This is a genomic window from Paenibacillus sp. J31R122, from assembly GCF_056269185.1.
Window position 1 is genome coordinate 1 of record NZ_JBWDNM010000001.1, and the last position, 17,990, is coordinate 17,990.

The window sequence follows — 17,990 nt, forward strand, 5'->3', positions numbered from 1 at the left end:
ATTTGGAGAATTAACGCGCTACGCTGATGATTTCGTGGTGGTGTGCAAGACGAGAAAAGATGCGATCCGATCGTATGAACTCATCCAAACGATCATGGAAAGATTAGAGCTAACGCTGCACCCAACGAAAACCAGAATTGTGGGACTATGGACGGGCGAAGAAGGCTTTGACTTTCTGGGGATGCATCACCGCAAGACCAAAGCGGAAACGTCTAAAGCACGAGTTTATTATACAACACAGCAATGGCTAACCGCTAAAGCAGAAGCGCGGATTCGCGAAGTGGTAAAGGAGCGATTAGCCCCTCCAAGCATGCGGAAGCGCGCATTCCAAGAACATGTTGCATGGCTAAATCCCAAGATCCAAGGCTGGCGAAATTATTACCATACGGTTTACGGCCAACGGAAACTAGCCAAGTTGGATTGGTATATTCTACAGCGGTTCACAAGATGGTATGCGAAGAAACGGCAACGAGTGAGATGGATGGGATCATTTCAAGAAGTAAAGCAATTGGCAAAACTGCATGGATTGAAGAAGCTCTTGTAATCTGCATGCCCATGAAAGACGAACATCGGAAAGCCGTATGAGGGAAAACCTCACGTACGGTTTGATGAGGAGGGGCTGGGAAGACCAGCCCTTTACTCTAGTAACGGGCAGATTTGTTGAAGTTCAATCGAGGTGAACCGTAGCATAAGAAAGGCGAAATTTTGAAGTAACTGGTAGTTATATTTGGAACAAAATAGAAGGAATTGGGTTCAATCCGTGGAATATTGTCAGTTAATATCCAAATGAAAAGAGGATGCAAAATGAGTGAAAAGGAACAAGCAGTAAAAGACAAAATCAAGGAACCGCTTTTGAAAGCTGTAGATTGTATTTACATTCCAGTTGCTGATCCTCAAAAGGCAGCGGAGTGGTATGAAAAATACTTGGGATTAAGCAGGATGAGTCCTGGAAGCGAGATCATGTTACTTGGCAGTGGGATGTGGTTATTCCTTTCCAGATCTCCAGGGCAAACTTCGAATTTCGTAGGAGGCGATGGAGATCTAATATCCCCATTTACTTTTGAAACAGAGGATATTGTCAAATTGCATCAGTCTTTAACTGGTAGCGGAGCTTCCGTTGAACCTATTGAAGATTTTGGGGGCTGTGGTTTGAAGTTTTGGTTTGAAGATCCAGATGGCAATAGGTTTCATATCTGGCAAGACCCGAAATAAGAGCTGCGAACAGGATGAATGAGACGCCAAATTCGATGGAGGACCTGTTAAGCTAACGGGAAACGATAGTTGAACACCGAAAGGGCTGCCATGTGGTAGTCCTTCATTACGCTAACGGGCAGTTTAGTTGAAGATCATACTCGGTGAACCGTACCCTAAATAAGGGCAAGTTTTTTTAATTGAATTGCTTGGTTTAGATGGGTTTTGTTATCTTTGGGCTTATCGTGGAGAGAAAAGTGTCAAATCTGTCAGTGCTGTCAGCTCGGTGGAACAGACGCAACTGATGCTATTTTCGGTTTTCTCGTCACAGAACATGTGAAACAAACCCCAAGTGTCATATTGGTATATAAGCACTCCTAGTATAGCTTAATGGAGTCGTCACGTATGTCATACTGGATATAATCCCACACGTGGATATATACCAAAAATTGCTTGAAGCGGTTTTAAGCTAACGTGAAGTTTAATGCAGATTAGTTGCAAAAATCAAGAAGAGCGCCACACCATATCGGGCAGCGATCTTCCAACGTTTTACTTGCAACAAACTAATCAAGATGTAATGCAACATTACTTATGAGTTATTACTACTTCTCATTCCTCCAAGAATAATGCTATACCCATCTGGATCTAAAATTTGAGCATTTACAAAGTCCCAGCCACCCCCTGAACTTTCAATTGGTTCCATTCCAATCGTGCCGCCTTTTCCTCGTACCTCATCAACGATAAGAGCCACATCTTCCCATGGCGTATGAACGAAAGTATCCCAGGGTTCATCCGGACCTTCCCACGTATCGGGAATACCTATAATTTTTGCGGAGAGGGCATTGGGTCGTACATCATGCGGTGATACTGCCTGCTGTAAAATCACTTCCATTTCGCCGCGTCTTGCGTACCCCCAGTTGTTCACCTCATCGCATCCTAATACGTTGCTGTACCATTCCATTGACTTCTTCAAATCGGAGACAAGGCGTACTTGATACGTCTTTTTAAATATAAATTGTTTATCGTGATTAATTTGTTCTTCTGTCTGAGGACGCCTCGCGCTTAAAACCAAGTTGTATCCGTCCAGGTCAGACAAATGAGCTTTCTTGTAAGTATGACCTCCATGCGAGTGCTCAAAAGGTTCAATCGCAATGTTACCACCGTTGCTGCGAACTTCCTCGACAATGTAATCTAGATTTTCCCACTCCACGTAAATCAACGAATCCCAACCATAATCCGGGCCATCCCATTCTGTAGGGTAATCGGTGTGCTTCTTCGGCACAGAGTTTGGACGAATATCCTCCGGTGAAGCAGCCTGTAATAAAATCATTCCCATGCCTTCCCTTGTTGCATGGCCATATCCGCTAATGTCGTTACATTTCAACACATCGCGAAACCATTCCTGAGACTTTTTAACATCAGATACTAGACGTACTGGGAACGTTAATTCAAATTTCCCTTTTCTGGCCGCATCTTTAAAATCCAAAATTCACAGCTCCTTTAGCTTGAATTTATTACCATTGTACCTATTCGTTATATTTGTATAATTTCCTCTAGAACGATAGTTGAACAAGCGAGATCAAGGAAATGGTCATCCTGCACAAGGATGGCCCTAAAAATTGCCGTTACAGACAGCGTGGTGAACCGTACCACAAGTAACGCAAGTTTTTTGGAGAATCAAATGTGCTTTAGCAGGGAAAATGTGGATATTAATCGAAATGTTATTTTTATACGATTCAGAAACCGAAAGGAGAAACGAAATGAGCGAACTAGGTGTTAAAGATAACACGTGTAGAGTGGTCAAAAGAGGATTCTTAGCAGTTGGAACAAGGCATGAAGCGAAGTATTCAGAATACCCAACCGTAATTCCGCAATCATTTGACTCTTTAATAAGTCGTATGGAGGAAATCCAAAATCGAACTGGTGAAAAATTGGCTCTATATGAACCAGGTAATTATGCACCCGATAACCTTGGAACCTACTATACAACCGCTCAAGTCACAGAGATTGGTTCTATTCCACAAGGAATGGTAAGCCAGACCACTCCTGTGTGCACTTATGCTGTCTATACGCACAAAGGTGAGATTTGGAAAATAGGTGATGCTTATGGTTCTCTTAACCGTTGGATTGATGAAAATGGCTACAAACATAGTAAAGGTTGGGTAGTGGAGTTGATGGACGAAAGATTTAATCCGACTTCACCTGAAAGTGAGCTAGAGATTTATACGCCAATCGAAGAGAAATAGTCGACGAAAGAGGAGTGACCCTGCAAACCATCGTTTGTGGGTCTTTCTACGTTCTGGCATGAATCAATACCTTTGTTTATTCAACTAACGGAACACTATAGCTCAATGATGACACGAACGGCAGCCGGCCAGAACGATCGGCTGCCGTCGTTGCGCTAACGGGCAGGTTAACGTGGTAAGAATTATGTATCTTAAGAGAATTAGCTGTATAATTGTGTAAGAGACAATGGGCTTGAGGATGATTAGGGTTGCTTATTAGTTCCAAAGGGGAGGGAAACTTATGAATGTTTCAAAGCTTCGACCATTTATTCCATCAGGCAAAGATTATATACTTGCACAGAGTTTTTTTGAAGATCTTGGTTTTGAAAAAGTCTATTCCGACGACGGATTGAGCATCTTTCGAATTGGGGAACAGGAATTCTTTCTTCAAAATTTCCATAATCAAGAATTCCAAGATAATTACATGGTAGAACTAGTAGTTGAGGATTTAGATGGTTGGTGGTCACTCATACAAACCGTTACTTTAGAGAAAAACTATCCTATTAAGGTAAAGGAACCCACAATGTATCCTTGGGGAAAACGTGAGATCAACCTAATAGATCCCTCTGGTGTATGCTGGCATATTTCAGAAGCAGAGAAATAAAGTTTACGAAAACTATGTTGATTTATTGAACTAACGGGAAACGATAGCTTAACAATCACAAGGATGAGGCTGCCGGCACGAAACGGCAACCTCGTTGAGCTAACGGGCAGTTTACTGAATCCTCTCTCCGTAACATTTGTCCATTTTTTCGTCTATGTTAAAAAGGGGAAAGATCATCATGAAAAATTTCAAACTCGTTTTGCTGATACTTGTTTGCTTTGGAATATCAGCATGCTCAAACTCAAGCAATAATCATAAGCAACCAATCCATACAGGTAGCGATATCTTAAAAACGTTCGGTGATGAAGACTTAATTCGGATGAAGGAATTTGTAGATAGATTCAATAATAAAAAACCAGATTACGTTCTAGCAATTCCACCTTTCCTTGATGGGGGATACTCGATCTACGATTTAATTTCAGATGGTAAATTGGTAACGATCAAAAGGGATAGTACGAGGGACATTTATGGAGGCAGTAAATCAACATTCACGTGTAAGGCGATGAAAATACAAGAAGAAGGAGATGAGCAGCGGCTCGTGCTAGGCAGCTGTGAGGCGGAAGAGGGAAGCGTCGCCGAAGTGAAATTGTTTACTTTCAATGGCGATCTCTGACTCGATAGCATGTGAATAAAACCGTTTCCGAACGTTATCCATACGTTACACAAACGGAGAACGATAGCGGAGGAGCTTCCTATGTGGTAGCTCCTCTTTTTTATTGAACTAACGGGCAGGATAGTTTAATAATTTCACGAATACTCTTCATATGGAATGCTTTACAAAGTTCGTAAAGCAGACGTTATCGTAAATAGCTAAATAAATTGGATGGGTGGATTGAATGAAGAAATATAAAGTATTAATTTTAAGTGGCACTGTCGTAATTGCAGCAGTTATTTATTTCTTAATTGATTATCATCAGCCTAGACATATAGAAGCGAATTATAGCAGCACAATCTACTCGAAAGAGTCTAAGTTCGAAAAACAAATGGTGGTACGAATAAGTGAAAATCTTAATAAAAGCCTTTTTGAAAAAGATATGCTAATTGGTCAAATGACCGTAGATAATAATTTGATGTATGAAATAAAACTAAAACGTGATGGCAATAAGTATTTTGAAATCTTGACTAAGATCGATAATGAATCACTTATTTCGATCGGATCGATTATGACATCAATTAATTTAGACAAAGTATGGTTACAATTGAATGATATAAATGACAAATATAATCTTATCGATGGGTATGTATCAGGACCAGCAAAGAACACGGAAGAGGCAAATAATGTTGCTAGAAGCATCATTGAAGGATCTGAATAAGTGTTATGCTTAGTTTCTCGAGGAAGTCGCTGACATCCGATAACATGATGTTCACACTGCGGGGCTTATGCCCCTTGGTTCTCCAGCGGCTATTCGAAGAAGCAAATTCAGGCAGACACACCTGCGAACGCGGGGTTGTTAAAATTGAAGCCAGGACTTCATCAGTTTCCTTAGAAGTGATAGAACACTAAGCTAACGGGGAACGATAGTTGAACTAACTAGGAGCAGTTTGCTACGGCAGCTGCTCTCTTTCTTTGTTAAGCTAACGGGCAGTTTAGCGCAACTTCTGTTATATCATCGCGTCCTAATTTGTGGAAATGATAAATGTTGCTTCCAATTAGGGACTTCAATATAAATAAGTTGAGAATACAACGTTGAATAAGAAATATGCTGGTAACCTTAGGAGGCTTCGCAATGTCGATTAGTAAAAGGAAGCTAATCATTTCAATTTCATTTGGGTTAAATGCTTTTTTTATTGTGTGCTTATACTTTTTGTATCAGTTGCATAAAGAAAACACTGACATGAAAAAAGAAGTTATCCTTCAATATGCATTACAGCAAAACGAAGCGCTATTGTATTTAGAAACGGCACTTAACCATCAAAATGACAAAACAGATTATGTTAATTCGCTAGTTGGAGCGTATGCAAATATCTATCACAACTTTAATTTAACAAAAAAAGATAATTCTGTTGGTAAATATGTGAATTTTCCTGACAATATCAATATATTCAATTCCCCAAAGTCATCGTCACCTGTTGGCTATTCTTTGAGTAACCGTGTAGCTGATGTATCCAACGATGAAGTGGATCAGAAATTAAAACAATATATCTCTTATGTTTCTCAAGTTGTTGATACACTGGATTTTCAAAATAAAATCAAAGGCAAGAGTTTAAGCGAACAGTATAAAACATTAAACGAAGTTAGTTCTTTGATCAATGGATTTGATTTAGAAAAATAATCATTTTTCATAATGAGATTTAACGGGATATCCAGTGGTTTCTGACTAATTTCGGAGAGCTAATAAAGTAAAACAATTTGAATCAGCTTATTAAACTAACGGGGAACGATAGTTGAACAACGAAAGGGCTGCCAGATGGTAGCCCTTCATTACGCTTACGGGTAGATCGACTAAATACATTTCTGGTAATTTCGGATGTTCAGAAATTTGTTGGAATCCATTGGAGAATTATCCATTTTAATGAGTATTATCAAATTAGGGGGGATTCCAATGAAGAAGTCACTAGCGATTGTATTCTTTTTTCTGTTCGTTCTTGGCTGCGAAGAGCAAAGCATTACTGACCTAATCACTCAAGAGTCGCCAAAGACAGTTGAAATGAAACAGGTCCTAATCGCTGTTGAAAACCATAACGATGGAATGGCACGTCGCAACTTAGAATACATCTCTAAAGACAAAGGGAAGATAGCTGTCGACCCGAATTATTACAATCAGAATGATATTAATCGCGGCGATGTAATTTACTATAAAACCCCTACAATTGATAAGAACAAATATCCACAGCTAAATCCGCCCGAGTATAATATTGCAAGGGTTATAGCTCTTCCAGGCGAAGAAATTGAAATAAAAAAAGGCCAAGTATATGTTAACGATAAAAGGTTAGATACCTTTTATGGAAAGGCCCTCAGTTGGGGACTCGAAGAAGAAGAGTATTTTAAAACAGTCAATGAGCCAGGTTCAGCTCAATGTGATGAATCATGCCAGAAAACCATGAATGAATACTTTAACATGGAAATGGATAAGGTTAAAGTGCCTGAAGGACATCTCTTTGTTATGGGAGATACGTGGTGGAGAAGTATTGACAGTCAAATCTATGGTTCTTTGCCTGTCACCACTATCAAGGGAAGGGTATTGGGATATGCTAGTAACGGACAACTTTCAGAATCTACGATTAACAAATAGTAAGCGATTGAACTAATGGGACACGATAGTTGAACAAACAAGGAGGAGTTTGCTGAGGCTGCCGCTCCTTTTCTTTGTTAAGCTAACGAGCAGTATAGCTTGGCGAGCACAGATGTACACATTTACAAATAAAGGAACGTATGTTCTAATATTGATGGTGGTGTTTCTTTGAAATTGGAGGTTCTTAACATGACTCAAAACGGAATTGTACTGGTTGTAAGTGTTTCGATAATAAGTGAAGACAAGGTACTTATGGTCAAAGAAAACAAAGCATCTGTTAAAAATAAGTGGAACTTCCCGTCTGGAAGAATCGAGTATGGCGAAGATATTCTAGATGCAGCTCGTAGAGAAGCAAAAGAAGAAACCGGATATGATGTTAGACTTACAGGCACAACAGGCATTTATAATTTTATTAGCAGTTCAAATCATCAGGTTATTTTATTTCATTTTCTAGGTGAAATAATGGGGGGTACCCTTCAATTAGATGCAAATGAAATAATTGATTCTAAGTGGATAGCACCTCCGGATTTGTTAGTTCCAAATTTAATTGAGCTACGCGATAAAGAAGTGATTAAACAGATAGCAGAAAATCTTATGTCCGAAGAAAAAGAGCACTCATTAGCATTATTCAAAAGATATTTGGAAAGCAGGCTTTAAGCTAACGGGAAACGTTAGTTCATCGCACCATGGAGCAGTTGCAGTCGGCAACGGCTCCATTTTTTCATTACGCTAACGGGCAGCATTCCTATTATGATGAAATATAAGGTTTGAAACACAAAAAAACTCCTTGGTATGATGTTAATGGGTCCCAGTTGCTGGCCAGCATCGGATCCAAAAAAACATACCAAGGAGACTACACTATGAATTCTACTCAAAATCAGAAAATAATTCAAATCACTTCTGCTACATTAATTGTTGGCGTAGATATCGCTAAATTCAAACATGTGGCCAGAGCACAAGACTTTCGTGGAGTCGAGTATGGAAAACCAATTATGTTTGAGAACAGTTTAGAAGGATTCGAGTGCTTCGTTAGTTGGTTCCGGCAAATCATGTCGGAACACGGATAAGTTCGTAGTATGAGGTCAGCCAGTTTATTACTGGTTGACCTCTTTTATTCAAACAAAAGACACAAAAGTAATCAATGGAGACTAGTCCCCTGTCTTCGTTGGTGTTACAATAATCACTGTAAAAAAAGGGAAAACAACCCTTTAAGAAGGGTGATGCTGAATTGAAAGCATCCTGTTTTGAAAGCCTTTTCAATATTTTTTATAAAAAATGGATAGGCCACAACGATTTAGCATCACAACAACAAAATAGGAGGAAAGTGAATTGAAGAATAGAAAAACAGCACTTGCAGAAGCATCCGCCATGATCCCCTCGACGGTTCCTCATTCTGTTTTTGCGGGGGACTCCATGCCACCCATGGGCGATGCCGCATTCGGAAAAAACCAACCGGTAACCCACGGATACCGGGCTGTCGATATTGAGAATTGGTCACCGGAAACCGATCCGAACGCCAAGCGATTAAGAGCACATGTGCCTTTGCAGCAAAGAAACGATGCGTTTGCCGCAACCCAAGCGAATCCGAAGCTGAGTCCGAATACCGAGTTTTTCAACCTTACTGGTGATTACGATGACGCTCCTCGTGGCGCAACGCCTTACAATAACGAGTTTTCGAACTATCTCTTTAACTTCTGGCAATATACCGATTATTATGGAGGCTGGCATGGGACTCCTACGGAAGACGTACCCTCCAGCTTATATGATCCGAATGACGCCGGGCATAACGGGGCATTTGAGTACGGCATCGTAGACCTGCCTAATCCCGCTTATACCAATGCGGCGCACAAAAACGGCGTAAAATCCGTAGCCTGCATTTTTATCCCACGCGGCGGACAACCTTATGATCTGCTGTTGAAGCAAAGAGAAGACGGAACGTTCCCGGTCGTGGAGAAGCTAATCGAGATGAAGGAATATTTCGGCTTTGACAGTTATTTTATTAACCAAGAAACGTCGATTAAACCGGAACATATTAAGATATATAAAGCATTTACGAAAACATTGGTGGATGCGGGCGTCTATACGCAGTGGTATGACACGGTAGATGATACGCAGGGCAAATTGACCTACCAGCCTTCACTTATTTCTTCGCACAGCTCGTTCGTTCGTGATGACGCAAATGGAGGAATGATTAACAACTCTATCTTTATGAACTACAACTGGAACTCGCACGACGGATGGAACAATGGAGACAGCACAGATCAGAAGTATATTAAACAGACCGTCGAAGAGGCCAAAAGTAGAGGAATCGATCCGCTTAAAACCATCTTCTCCGGCGTTGAAGCGGGAATGGGCCGCTTTGGAGGAAGTCATAACTCGACTCGTAACTTGGATGTCATCTTAGATCCGGTGACAGGAAATCCAATGACCTCCATCGCGACGCTTGGCGGACTTTTCGTCCAGCAAGCGCTTGACGAAAATATAGGCGACCCGAGCAAAAATGACGACCATCAGTGGATGATCGCCGAGCGCGAGCGTATGTGGTATACCGGCGTTAAGATCGATCCGACCAATACCGACAAGCAGAAAGGATATGCAAGACCGGATGTCGGTGTGCAGGACGCTTCGGAATGGACAGGGATATCAAGGTATATTTCAGAACGTTCGGTCGTTAATGGAAGCACTTTTTCAACAACCTTTAATACAGGCCACGGCATGAAGTACTACGTAGACGGAAAAGTATCAAACGATGACGAATGGTCGAACATCAACTTGCAGGATATTTTGCCGACGTGGCAGTGGTGGATCGATAGCGAAGGTACCAAGCTTCAAGTCGGTTTTGATTACGGCGATTCCGTGGAGAACGGTGACAAGTTCACCTATAAGCCGATCGGCGGCTACAAAGGCGGAAGCTCACTAGTCGTTAACGGCAGCTTGGACGCCAAAAATTTCTTGCGTTTATACAAGACGGATTTGGACGTTAAGAAAACAACAAAAGCTTCGATTACGTTTAATAAGTCGTCGGCAAGCGATCGCTCGGAAATTCAGCTGGGACTTATTTTCAAAGACAATCCGAAACAGGTTGAATATGTATCCGTTCCTAACAGCGGTGAAAAAACAAATGGTTATACGACAGCGGAATTGGATTTGCACGCTTACGCAGATCGGGAACTTGCCGTAATCGGACTTGCGTTTGATCCGAAGGGAGCGGCCATTGAGGGCTACCAGGTGAATATTGGAGAACTTAAGATAACGGATGGGAAAAACTATACACCAAGCCAACCTGCCGGTTTTGCTATAGAAAATCGATATGATACCGGCGAAGCCGATGTCGTCTGGAACATGGAAGATTATAGTGAGGTGAAGCAGTACAATCTCTATGCGCAGCTGAAAAATGGAAAAGAGGTATTTTGGGGCGGCGTATACGGCAGCAATTTCTATATAAAGAGCTTGGAGCCGGACGTTATGGCCCTCAAATTGACTGCTGTCGGCATCGATCAGACCGAGAGCAAACCGGCCGTCGTTGCTATTGACGACAAGGACCAACTCTCGAATGTTAACGCCATTGCAACGGTCGAAGGATTCGATATCGTCTGGGACAAGCATAACCGCGCAAGCCAAGTTCGGTTTGACGTAAGCTTTACAGACGGAAGGAAGGATACGTATACGAAAACCGTGGATTCCGCATTGGGTTTGTTCAAATGGGAAGTGCCGGTGAAGGACGATGATCGTTACCTATTGAAAGTATCCGCCTTGGATAAAGAAGGGGGAGTGCTTGACACCGTAAGTTCTTCAGGAAAAATGAAGGATCTTTATTCTGAACCGTTCGATGGTGGTTATTATATCGATGGTGATAAGCTTGGGATCGACGTCCCGTCTTCGAAGGATTGGTGGCATATGTACATTACGGTCAACGGCCAGCCAGTTAAGCCAACGGAGAACGATCAGGGTGTTACAACCGATTATTTTATTCGCGGATATCATGATCTGAATGGACTTCCTCTGCCGGAGAAGGGATCCGTCATCAGCATCGTTCTGGAGGATTATATGGGGAATATGTCCGAAATGAAATCTATTCCTTATAATTAAAAGAATGCATTAGCACCTCAAAAACCCGCTCGCTGAGCGGGTTTTTGTGAAGATAAACTAACTGTGTCTCCTACGTTTTCGCCTTTTTTAGGAGGGACTGAACTAAACGTTGAATATCATACTTCGCATATTGATGTTAGTGTTACAGTGCTTCCGTATGTGGGACCTCATTTGGATGTAGGGATAGACTCGATGAAGTTTCGTATAGATAATTCGGGAGCTGTAATGGTTCTAGAATACAAACACATTAGGGACTATGAATTGCCTCCAAACTGACAACACATTCTTCGTTGAGCTAACGGGACACTATAGCTTAACATTTACCAAGACGAGGCTGCCGGTTTGTAACGGCAGCCTCGCTGCGCTAATGGGTAGTTTTGCTAAAAACGGCTTGCTCCATAATTTTAATCGTGATATCATCTATTCAAACCAATATTTACCTATAAAAGCTGTGATAAGAAAGAGTAATTGGACAGTTTCTTTTACAGAGAGCCCCTCAGTGCTGAAAGGGAGCAAAGAAAGTTCCAATGAATATGGTCTCTGAGCTGCACCTCGAAACCCATTAGGGAAGTAGGATGTGACGGTGGCACCCGTTATCGTGCTAGGGTATAAGCAACATAATTAAAGTTGCCGTACTTGAAAAGAGTTCGATGCGTTAAGCATTGAGGAACTTGGGTGGTAACACGGAGTATTAACTCTCGTCCCTTTACGGGGCGGGAGTTTTATTTTTTATCACAAATGTAAATATAGGAGGTTTTTGAAATGGAAAGAAAAAACATTTTTAACGAAATTGCTAGGGAATACGACAAGTACAGACCTAGATATCCAGAACAATTATTTACTGACATCTTGGAGTTGACGGATATCAAGCAGGGCGATTCCATACTTGAAATCGGATGTGGCACAGGTCAGGCAACGAAAGGTTTTGTTGATTTAGGTTTTGATAATGTGACTTGCATTGAATTAGGTCAAAATTTAGCAGAACTTACTCGTGAAAAATTTAAAAACAAACCAAATGTTAACATAATCAATTCCCCATTTGAAACTTGGCAGAGTGAAAAGAGTAACTTTGACTTGGCTATATCTGGTACAGCGTTTCACTTTATTCAGCCGCAAGAAGTTGGCTATCACAAGGTCTTCGACTTGCTCAACGACGAAGGCTCTATAGCATTCTTTTGGACCGTCCATATTCCGTCTTTTGATGGTGTCTCTAATCGAATTCGAGAAAGTTACAATAGATATGCACCTCAACTAGATGATTCAAAAAACCCAACCATTGAACAAATTATCGACGAAAGGTCAGTTTTAACTCTAAAGGATGGGCTGTTTAAGGAATTAGAAATAAAGCAATACATTTGTAATCACACCTATACAGCTGACGAATATATCTCTTTATTAAACACTAATTCCAGACATAGACTACTTCCCGACAATGTGCGATTTGAATTGTTTGGGGAAATCAAAGAAGCGATTGAAGAAGATGGTGGAATTCTTAATAAACCTCAAGCTTTTGTATTGTACCATGCAAAGAAAAATCTAAAGTGAATACCTAAAAAACTAATTCGTTAAGCTAATGGGCAAGATAGGTAATTAAATTTTGTACACTACTTAAAAGTTGAGGATGAAGAAAATGCATATTGGGGTAGATTTAGACAATACAGTTCTTGATGCCACTTCGTCGTATTTGCACTTTTATAATAAAGCTTCTGGTTTATCGTATACGCCTGAAGATGTTAACGATTTTTTTTTTACCGTCTGTATGGGTGGGACAATATTGAGCGTGAAAAAGTTTATCATGAATACGGTCACGATATTCATTGGAACTCGTCGGCTTTTCCCATGGCAGTGGAAGTATTACAGGAATTATTTATTAGTCATCAAATATCAATTATTACTGCTCGTCCTTTACTTTTTCGAGATGTTACAATTGATTGGCTTAAACATAATGGGATTAGATACCATAATATAGCTTTCACTGAGAATAAGCTCCAGGAATGTATAGACTCCGAGATATGTGTGTTAATTGATGATGCCCCCCATTATGCAAAAGAATTTGCCGATAAGAATATTCCAGTTATTTTGTTTGAACAGCCGTATAATACTTCTGTGAACATTGATTTGGTTTATCGTGCTTCTAATTGGTTAGAGGTAAACAGACGCATCAATGATATGAAAGGGTCATTACGCTAACGGGGAACGTTAGTTGAACAAATAAGGGGTAGTTTGCTGCGGCAGCTACTCCCTTTCTTTGTTAAGCTAACTGGTAGGATAACGTAATAAGACCCTGTGATTGGAGGATATATCATTGGCAACAAAAAATGTTCAAGTCATTGATGGGGCAGTAAACGGAACTAATCCAGTTTTTGAAGTTAGTGACGAACTATTTGTAAAGATTTTTCCTAATGGACAAGACACCGCCTTTCTAAGTGATTTCACCGAGATTGAAGATGATTTAGGATTCTGGAATGCTTTTTATCGCAATAAGGTTGATAAGAAAATGCTGAATGGTATTCATGGAACTCTTCATTCAACGGGTAGTAATGCCGAGCCAGAGTATTTTCCAACTAGGAAAGAATCAGATGTCAATGCTGAATGATTAAGCTAACGGGAAACGATAGCTGAATAAACACGATGAAACGGCTGCCGTTTTCTCAAATAACGGGCAGGATAGTCCGGTAGCGAAGCAGGTATCTAAGGACAAGCAAAGAAATAAATGTGTAACTACCATCATTCGGAAGGAGCATAGGCGATGAGTTTCGTTCAATTAGAAGGTGAAAGAATATCATTAATCCCACTTGAGTTGGAGCACTCAGATTCCTTATTCCAATGTTCACAATCTCCTCTAATATGGGAAAACCTCCCGACTAAAATCCAAAATTTAAATGAAATGCAGACCTTCATACATACAGCAATTTTAGGGAGGGAACACGGAAAAGAATTTCCTTATGTTGTTTTTGATAAAACGCTTAATAGAATGGTCGGAATGACCCGATATTTAAGGATTTCGTCTGTGCACAAGAACTTGAATATCGGATGGACATGGTATTCTCCTGAAGTGTGGCGAACAGTGGTAAACACAGAGTGTAAGTATTTGTTACTAAAATATGCATTTGAAGAATGGAAAGCTGTTCGTGTTGAAATAATTACGACGACAACTCATAGCCGATCACAAAAAGCTATTGAACGATTGGGAGCAAAGAAGGAAGGAATTCTTAGAAAAAAATATAATGGATTAGATTATGTAGTGTATAGTGTCATTGATGAGGATTGGAATGATGTTAAGAATCGGCTTGAGTCATTCTTAAAACGTCCAATGCTTAGATTTCGCGGTTGAACTAACGGGACACGTTAGTTGAACAAATAAGGGGCAGTTTGCTGCGGCAGCTGCTCTCTTTCTTTATTAAGCTAACTGGCAGGATAGTTGAATAAACTTAACGAATACTTTTAATAATGAATAAGCCCCAGGTGAAATCACTATTGAAGGAAGGTACGTAGAAAATGAGTTTTATTATAATTGGTTTGTTACTAATTATTATTTTCTTGTTGATGGATATTAAAAACAGGCTTTCTAAATCAGATTCAGTAAAAGAAATAATAAATAGAAATCGAGAAATAAGAAGAAAAAATAAAATGAACGATTAAGCTAACGGGAAACTATAGTTCAATAAAACAGCGGCAGTCAAAGGACTTTATTTTCTCGTCCATGGCTGCCGCTATTTCAATTGTTAGGGACAATAGCATGGCGGGTACCCGTACAACCATACCGGAAAGTTGTAGGCAAGTGCATTGTGCTGCTACATACGTTCCATTTCCGGTTCCGCTCCTTATGGCAGCCCAAAGTGCGGCTTGTTTCTTATGCGGTTCAACCGACCGGTTCCGCGGCTAATGCTTCCTGCAAGCTTCGGCAGCAAGTATCCAAATCGGTTACTCCAGCCCAGTACAGCGTTAGCTCGCCCCTCATCCTTTTGAGTGCTTCGCCCGTTAATCCGAGGTCGGAATGAAGCCGGAAGCTTGGAATGATCTCCCGGTAAAGGGAAAAGCGCGAGGGCTCGGAGGGGAGAGGCGGGTGCAACTGGTCCGTACCCCGCTCAGCCGCTTTCTTCAAGGCCGGGATACTGAGCGTATTGCGACGGATAAGATTTTGGTAATCGGGCGAGACCAGTTCCGCAATCAGCTTTCTGGCCGCTTCCTTCACCGAGGATTTGGCTGATACCGCCAAGCCTATCACCAAATTCAACGTATTACCGCCAGGCAGCGGAGCGATCTCGAAACGAAAAGGCGAGTCATGGAAAAAATTCAGGCCGAAGTAAGTAGTCATAATCATGGTAATTTTGCCATTTCGGAACAATTCTTCGGCTTCTACATCGCTTTGCGACAGGAAGGAGTTTAATCCTTGTCCGAACAAAATTTCACGGCTTGTGCGCACCGCCTCGCGCACCGCAGGATTGGAGAAATCGGGTCTTCCGGTCACTTTATCCCGGTGTGACAAACCGCTTTGCAGCAAAAAGATTGGCCACCGGTTGTCGGACAAGGTGTGGTAGTAAAATCCGACACGGTTCTCCCCTTTGGTAATGCCGCCTGCGATATGCAGAAGATCATGCCATGTCCAGCTGCTGTCGGGCTCGGGCAAGTCACAAGTTTCAAAATAATCCTTGTTGTACGCGAGAATAACCGGAGAGAACACGAACGGTATCGCGTGAAGCTTTCCGCCGTTCTCAAAGGCGGGCAGAAGAAAAGGATATACGTCTTGAATCGGTTCCAGCGTCTCCAGTAATCCGGCTATTTCGCCCGACTCCTGGAGTTCACTGAAGCTTTGGTGATTGAACATCGCAACATCTATTAATCCGGCGTCCAAATAATGCTTCATCAAATTCAGGTCGTCGAATTTGAAAGGGATCGGGATAAGCTCCACGCGAATGCCGGGATTCCGATCGTGAAATAGCTTTACAAGTCCTTCGAGATCGGCCTGCTTGATCATGGACGGATAAAATCCGAAACGCAGCACGCTCTGCGGCTTCGGCCCCGGCAGGGTAGCCTTGTTGCCGATGCGCGGGATTTTCAGTACATAGCCCTGTTCTACCAGCACATCAAGCCCCTTGCGCACCGAATGCTTGCTCACGCTGTACTGCTGAGCCAACTCTGTTTCCGAAGGAAGGAAATCCCCGTTTTTCATTTGGCCGTTTTGGATATCGCTGCGAATGCCTGATATCATTTCTTCCAATTTCGTGCGCAGCACGGACTGCGTCGTTTTCCGGCTCATTCTGAAGCCTCCTAAGCCTAATGTGATCAAAATGAGCATGTGAACTCTTACCTCATACGAATCTGATTGAGTATATGAAAAGTACAATGACAAATCCATGCTATTGGTATTATAAAGGTTTATGTGTAGAAAAACAATTATTGACAACGCTTACTTTTTGGAGTTAAAATCCAATCAGATTCATACCACATCGAGAATTGCTAAATGTGCATTCTAACTGATCTCTTATTGATCGGTATAAAAAGGAGGAGGTTTTTTGAACGTAGTCGTTGCCAAAGAAGGACGGATTCAAACGGATATTGAGCCGAAGCCTATTCCTGCGCCAGATCATGTGCTCATCCGTACGGTATGCTCCGCTATCAGTCCGGGTACCGAATTAATGATCGCTCGCCGGCATAATCCAACGGCGGTTTCACTCGGCTACAGCGCGGCCGGCTATGTAGCGGATATTACCGGCGAATGCCGCGGCATGGAGAAGGGCCAGCGCGTGGCCTGTTACGGCGGTCCATACGTCCGCCACGCGGAGTGGCTGTCGGTGCCCCGTAACCTGGTTGTTCCGATACCGGATTCGGTCGGATTCGAGGAGGCTTCCTTCGTTGGACTTGGAGCTATTGCAATTCATGCGCTTCGCAAGGCTTCACTTCAATTCGGAGAAACGGTTGCCGTTATCGGTCTCGGCATTATCGGCCAGCTGGTTTGTCAAATCGCTCATGCGGCTTCTTACCGGGTGCTGGCGTATGATTTGCTGCCTGAGCGGAGAAGCCTTCTGCAGTCGCTTCTCCCGGATTGCCGCATCGCCGACAATATGGAGGAATTCGGTTCAGCTGTATCCATGGAGTCGGACGGAAACGGCGTCGATGCCGTCCTGCTCTGCGCGAATGCCTCGGACGGCAGCTTGATCGATCAGGGGCTGCGATTGGTAAGGGAGCAGGGACATGTGATCATTGTCGGGGACATGAAAATGGATTTCGACAGATGGCTGCTCTTTGCAAAGGAAGCGCACTTGACGGTCTCCAAGGCGGGAGGTCCCGGCAGGGGCGACTCCGCTTACGAAACCAACGGTCAGGACTACCCAGTCGGTTTCGTCCGCTGGACGGAGGGGCGGAATATGAGCGAGTATATCCGACTGCTCGCAAACGGGTCGGTGCGCATGGAATCGCTCATCTCCGGCCACGTTCCGCTGGCTCAAGCTATAACCGCATACGACAGATATAAATCGATGCCTGAACAAACGATAGGCATGGTCATCCGCTACGAATGTCAATAAATAATTAGGGAGGCTAACTATGAAAAAGAGGATGCTTGCCGCAGTGATGACGGGGATGCTG

Annotated in this window: 17 protein-coding genes, 2 pseudogenes and 1 other annotated feature; of the genes and pseudogenes, 17 read left to right on the forward strand and 2 right to left on the reverse strand. The window is 42.2% G+C overall.

All coding sequences use genetic code 11. The features are described from left to right. Both AC0YN7_RS00005 and AC0YN7_RS00010 read left to right on the forward strand, forming a co-directional pair. A partial coding sequence (locus AC0YN7_RS00005; protein WP_475807911.1) for a group II intron maturase-specific domain-containing protein occupies positions 1–544 on the forward strand: 544 nt, incomplete at its 5' end. A gap of 260 nt (positions 545–804) precedes the next feature. Then, the gene (locus AC0YN7_RS00010) at positions 805–1,212 is read left to right on the forward strand and encodes a VOC family protein (RefSeq protein WP_475807912.1); all 408 of its coding nucleotides are present in this window, start codon (positions 805–807) and stop codon (positions 1,210–1,212) included. Between the two features lie 568 nt (positions 1,213–1,780). On the opposite strand, the gene AC0YN7_RS00015 is transcribed toward AC0YN7_RS00010, so the two are convergent. After that, positions 1,781–2,677, reverse strand: coding sequence for a VOC family protein (locus AC0YN7_RS00015; protein WP_018759834.1), 897 nt, complete (start codon positions 2,675–2,677; stop codon positions 1,781–1,783). A 274-nt stretch (positions 2,678–2,951) separates the two neighbouring features. Here AC0YN7_RS00015 and AC0YN7_RS00020 point away from each other — a divergent pair, with 274 nt between their 5' ends. From AC0YN7_RS00020 to AC0YN7_RS00085, 14 genes and pseudogenes are all read left to right on the forward strand, one after another. Further along, positions 2,952–3,437 carry a GyrI-like domain-containing protein gene (locus tag AC0YN7_RS00020; protein WP_475807913.1) on the forward strand — a complete coding sequence of 162 codons (486 nt, stop codon included), beginning with the start codon at positions 2,952–2,954 and terminating at the stop codon, positions 3,435–3,437. 280 nt (positions 3,438–3,717) lie between these two features. Then, positions 3,718–4,080 (forward strand): VOC family protein, encoded by a 363-nt coding sequence (locus AC0YN7_RS00025; RefSeq protein WP_475807914.1) that lies wholly within the window; start codon positions 3,718–3,720, stop codon positions 4,078–4,080. 178 nt (positions 4,081–4,258) lie between these two features. Beyond that, positions 4,259–4,693, forward strand: coding sequence for a hypothetical protein (locus tag AC0YN7_RS00030; protein WP_475807915.1), 435 nt, complete (start codon positions 4,259–4,261; stop codon positions 4,691–4,693). A gap of 223 nt (positions 4,694–4,916) precedes the next feature. Beyond that, positions 4,917–5,393 (forward strand): hypothetical protein, encoded by a 477-nt coding sequence (locus AC0YN7_RS00035; protein ID WP_475807916.1) that lies wholly within the window; start codon positions 4,917–4,919, stop codon positions 5,391–5,393. 414 nt (positions 5,394–5,807) lie between these two features. Further along, complete coding sequence (locus AC0YN7_RS00040; protein ID WP_475807917.1) at positions 5,808–6,353, forward strand: hypothetical protein; 546 nt, start codon at positions 5,808–5,810, stop codon at positions 6,351–6,353. Positions 6,354–6,623: 270 nt separating this feature from the next. Continuing rightward, positions 6,624–7,313, forward strand: coding sequence for a signal peptidase I (lepB, locus tag AC0YN7_RS00045; RefSeq protein WP_475807918.1), 690 nt, complete (start codon positions 6,624–6,626; stop codon positions 7,311–7,313). Between the two features lie 189 nt (positions 7,314–7,502). Further along, positions 7,503–7,970 (forward strand): NUDIX hydrolase, encoded by a 468-nt coding sequence (locus AC0YN7_RS00050; protein WP_475807919.1) that lies wholly within the window; start codon positions 7,503–7,505, stop codon positions 7,968–7,970. Positions 7,971–8,173: 203 nt separating this feature from the next. Continuing rightward, positions 8,174–8,377 (forward strand): annotated as a pseudogene (locus AC0YN7_RS00055) (IS110 family transposase); the annotation flags it as partial. Between the two features lie 265 nt (positions 8,378–8,642). Next, positions 8,643–11,402, forward strand: a complete 2,760-nt coding sequence (locus AC0YN7_RS00060) for an endo-beta-N-acetylglucosaminidase (RefSeq protein WP_475807920.1) — start codon at positions 8,643–8,645, stop codon at positions 11,400–11,402. A gap of 42 nt (positions 11,403–11,444) precedes the next feature. Beyond that, a pseudogene (locus tag AC0YN7_RS00065) lies at positions 11,445–11,678 on the forward strand (DUF3888 domain-containing protein); the annotation flags it as partial. A gap of 166 nt (positions 11,679–11,844) precedes the next feature. Beyond that, positions 11,845–12,111 (forward strand) — a binding site (T-box leader). Between the two features lie 53 nt (positions 12,112–12,164). Further along, the gene (locus AC0YN7_RS00070; protein ID WP_475807921.1) at positions 12,165–12,947 is read left to right on the forward strand and encodes a class I SAM-dependent methyltransferase; all 783 of its coding nucleotides are present in this window, start codon (positions 12,165–12,167) and stop codon (positions 12,945–12,947) included. 228 nt (positions 12,948–13,175) lie between these two features. Beyond that, entirely contained in the window at positions 13,176–13,592 is a 417-nt protein-coding gene (locus tag AC0YN7_RS00075) for a 5' nucleotidase, NT5C type (RefSeq protein ID WP_475808461.1), read from the forward strand. Positions 13,593–13,707: 115 nt separating this feature from the next. Continuing rightward, on the forward strand, positions 13,708–13,998 hold the full coding sequence (locus tag AC0YN7_RS00080) for a hypothetical protein (protein ID WP_475807922.1): 291 nt from the start codon (positions 13,708–13,710) through the stop codon (positions 13,996–13,998). Between the two features lie 153 nt (positions 13,999–14,151). Continuing rightward, complete coding sequence (locus AC0YN7_RS00085; protein ID WP_475807923.1) at positions 14,152–14,736, forward strand: GNAT family N-acetyltransferase; 585 nt, start codon at positions 14,152–14,154, stop codon at positions 14,734–14,736. Positions 14,737–15,264: 528 nt separating this feature from the next. Here AC0YN7_RS00085 and AC0YN7_RS00090 read toward each other — a convergent pair. Beyond that, the gene (locus AC0YN7_RS00090) at positions 15,265–16,755 is read right to left on the reverse strand and encodes an extracellular solute-binding protein (protein WP_475807924.1); all 1,491 of its coding nucleotides are present in this window, start codon (positions 16,753–16,755) and stop codon (positions 15,265–15,267) included. 163 nt (positions 16,756–16,918) lie between these two features. On the opposite strand from AC0YN7_RS00090, the gene AC0YN7_RS00095 reads away from it, so the two are divergent. Continuing rightward, positions 16,919–17,929, forward strand: coding sequence for a zinc-dependent alcohol dehydrogenase (locus AC0YN7_RS00095; RefSeq protein WP_475807925.1), 1,011 nt, complete (start codon positions 16,919–16,921; stop codon positions 17,927–17,929). Positions 17,930–17,990: the final 61 nt, after the last annotated feature.